A 3308-nucleotide genomic window follows, 5' to 3' on the forward strand; every position below is an offset into this window, starting at 1 on the left:
GTCTCCGGTGTCGTGGGCGCGGAGATGTGTCTATGTGAGTGGGCTCAAGGTCGGAGTGTGGTCGGCGGCCGAGCGTCACAACTGGTTCGCCGACGACGCCGAGACGATCATGCACTGGAACGAACGTCCCACCGGTCAGCACATGGAGCTGGGCATCGCCGAAACCAATCTGGTCGGGCTGATCGGCGAACTCGGCGCAACCTGGAGCCGCTGGGGCCAACCTCTGCTGCCCATCGGTGTGCTCTACGACCCCTTCGTCGAACGGGCGCTGGAGCCCTGGTCGTACGGCATCTACGCCGGCGGGCAGTCCATCCTCGTCGGCACCCCCTCCGGCGTCACCCTCGCCGCCGAAGGAGGCGCGCACCAATCCATCAAGACGCCGTCGATCGGTCTCGAACAACCCGGATGCGTCAGCTATGAACCGGGCTTTGCGATCGACGTCGAATGGACGTTGCTGGCGTCGCTGGCCCGGCTCGGCCGCCCGGACGGCACCTCGGCGTATCTGCGGCTGTCCACCCGCCCGGTCGATCAGACCCTGGCCGCGGTGCCGACCGACCCGGCAGCGCGGGAGCGGCGTCGCCGGCAGGTCGTCGCCGGCGGCTATCCGATCCGGCGCCGCGACAACGCGCAGGTGACGATCGTGGCGATGGGAGCGATGATCACCGAATCGCTCGCTGCCGCGGATCGGCTGGAGACCTCCGGGGTGCCGGCCGACGTGCTGTGCATCACCAGTCCCGGGCTGCTGTTCGAAGCCTGGCAAGCTCGCCAGGGTCGAGACTCGGGCGAGACCTGGATCCTCGACCAGCTCTTCCCCACAGAGCGCGCGACCCCGATGGTCACCGTCCTCGACGGTCACCCGCACACCCTCGCGTTCCTCGCGGGCATCAACCGGGTGCGCAGCACCCACCTCGGAGTCTCTCGCTTCGGGCAGGTCGGCTCACTCGACGATGTCTACCGCTATCACGGCATCGACACCGACAGCATCGTCACCGCCGCCCTCGACATCCTCCCCTGACCGGCCACCGGCCTCCACCACCAGGAACGAAAAGACCACCATGAGCACCGAACAACTCACCGGCACCACCGTGCACATGCCGGCCCTCGGAGAGAGCATCGACGAGGGCACCATCACCCGCTGGCTCAAACAGCCCGGCGAACCCGTCACCGCCGAAGAACCCCTCCTCGAAGTGGCCACCGACAAGGTCGACACCGAAATCCCCTCACCGGTCACCGGTGTGCTGCAGCGAATCCTCGTCGCGGAGAACGACGTCGTCGCCGTCGGCGCCGAGCTGGCGATCATCGTCGACCCGGCGACGGGGCCGGTGGATACCCCTCCCGCTCCGACAGCAGTTCCGCGGCAGGAGCCCGCCCCGGGCGGCACCGTCGTGGAGAAGCTGCCCCGGATCAGGCGAACCATCGCCAAGCGGATGGTTGAATCACTGCAAGTTGCAGCGCAATTGACCTCCGTGGTGGAGGTCGATGTCACCGCGATCGCGAGGTTGCGGGCAGCGCACAAGGATGCCTTCTACGAGCGCACCGGCGTCAAGCTCTCGTTCCTGCCGTTCTTCGCCAAGGCCGCCATGTCGGCGTTGGCGCAGCACCGTGTCCTCAACGCCTCGCTGGACCCGGATGTCACCGAAGTGACCTACTACGAACACTGCCATCTCGGCATGGCCGTCGACAGCGAACGCGGGCTGATGGTGCCGGTCATCCGCGACGCCCACCGGATGAGCATCGAACAGCTCGCCCGGGCGATCGCCGACAAGGCCGAAAAGGTGCGTACCGGCACCATCTCCCCCGACGAACTCGCCGGGGGCACCTTCACACTCACCAACACCGGCAGTCGTGGTGCACTGTTCGACACCCCGATCATCAACCAGCCCCAGACCGGCATTCTCGGTACCGGGGCGGTCGTCGAACGGCTCGTCCCGGCACGACATGACGGGGCATTGCGCATCGACGTGCGTTCGATGGCGTACCTGTCGCTGAGCTACGACCATCGGATCGTCGACGGAGCCGACGCAGCCCGCTTCCTCACCGCAATGAAAACCGAGCTCGAAAACGGATTCACCGCGGCTGGCCTGCCGTGATCCGCTGTCCTACTGCGTATCGGCTAGCGGGTCTACCGGGTGTTCCCGGAAAAGGATCTCGGAAAGAGGGCGTCTCGATGTTGCCGTTGCCGCTTCGGGATGCGTGCGGAACCCCACCCTGACGAGTACCTGCGGCACGCCGATACCGTCGGTCAAATCGCCGAGAAACGTCCGGAATGCGTTCAACTCGGTCAGGTGGGTAACCGGGCACGTCGCAAGCCCGCGGTCGGTGCAGGTGAGAAGGACGGCCGACAACGCCTCACCGCACCGCAACCAGTCGAGCCGCGAGTCCGTGTCGGTCGACAACAGGAATATCGCCGCACGATCCTGGTCAGCAGTCGTGTCGCTGGTCGCGCTGCCGGCGGGAAACTCGCGGTCGGCCGCTACCGACTGACGCGCGGTCGGCAATGCGTCGGGCGGAATCCCTCCGGGGTACACCGCCTGCCCGGTCCACCACCTCAGTTCTGCCTGGTAGGCCTGGTCGCCGCGACGCAATCCCATGATTCGTCGGGACATGTCGTCGAGTGCAGGTCGTCCGTGCTCGCCGATCCGGCTGAGGTGCACACCGCTGCGCTCGGTCAAGTCGCGCAGATCCGCGAGGGTCTGTTGCGGATTCGCCGGCGCGGTCATCGGTAGCCGCTCGGTGCGGCGAAGGCGGATTGCCGCGGCCAGTCGCAGCTCGCTGTCGGAGGCCTCGTCCGCCGGATGGAACCGGATCGTGGCGAGACATTGCCGGCCGGGCGGGTGCGGTATCCGTTCGATCACCGAGGCCCAACGGTGCGCGGCGAGCGCAATCTGCAGGTGATGGAGCGCTGCCCCACAGGACAGCACCATCTGACGGCCGTACGCATCGGTGGCCGGCAGGATGCGGTCGTTGTCGCTGAACAGGCTCAACTCGTCCGAACCGAGGAGCCACTTCCAGGGCTGGCTGTTGTGGAGGGACGGTGCGCGGGAGGCCGACACGATCGCAGACTCGAGAGTACGACGGTCCGGCATCGTCTCTGCGGATGTCCCCATAGCGGTCTCGGGTTCGGTCGTAGGGTTCGGGTTCTGCCGACGGCCGGGTGTCCCGGCCGGCGGCCTCACCGTCGAGTATCGCTTGCGGCACCTCGAAGCCGGTAGAGCCGGAGGTCATCACCACTGATCGGCGGACGGGTCGGACGCTGCCCGGCGCTCGGCCCGGATCCATACGGAACGGTACCTGCAGGCGCTGGGGGG

3 protein-coding genes are annotated in these 3308 nt (G+C 67.2%); 2 read left to right on the plus strand and 1 reads right to left on the minus strand.

Annotated features, from left to right (window positions below):
- Both Q8814_RS25185 and Q8814_RS25190 read left to right on the plus strand, forming a co-directional pair.
- On the plus strand, nucleotides 1-1015 hold a 1015-nt coding region (locus Q8814_RS25185; RefSeq protein WP_408015985.1), incomplete at its 5' end, for a transketolase-like TK C-terminal-containing protein.
- A gap of 40 nt (nucleotides 1016-1055) precedes the next feature.
- Entirely contained in the window at nucleotides 1056-2090 is a 1035-nt protein-coding gene (locus Q8814_RS25190; RefSeq protein ID WP_330154685.1) for a dihydrolipoamide acetyltransferase family protein, read from the plus strand.
- Nucleotides 2091-2099: 9 nt separating this feature from the next.
- On the opposite strand, the gene Q8814_RS25195 is transcribed toward Q8814_RS25190, so the two are convergent.
- On the minus strand, nucleotides 2100-3053 hold the full coding sequence (locus Q8814_RS25195) for an Acg family FMN-binding oxidoreductase (RefSeq protein WP_330154686.1): 954 nt from the start codon (nucleotides 3051-3053) through the stop codon (nucleotides 2100-2102).
- Nucleotides 3054-3308: the final 255 nt, after the last annotated feature.

The sequence above is a fragment of the Rhodococcus chondri genome (assembly GCF_036327435.1).
GTDB classification, from domain to species: Bacteria; Actinomycetota; Actinomycetes; order Mycobacteriales; family Mycobacteriaceae; genus Rhodococcus; species Rhodococcus chondri.

What these genes read in the sequence shown, in the direction of transcription:
- Q8814_RS25190 (WP_330154685.1), top strand. Translation starts at nt 1,056, where the DNA reads ATGAGCACCGAACAACTCACCGGCACCACCGTGCACATGCCGGCCCTC.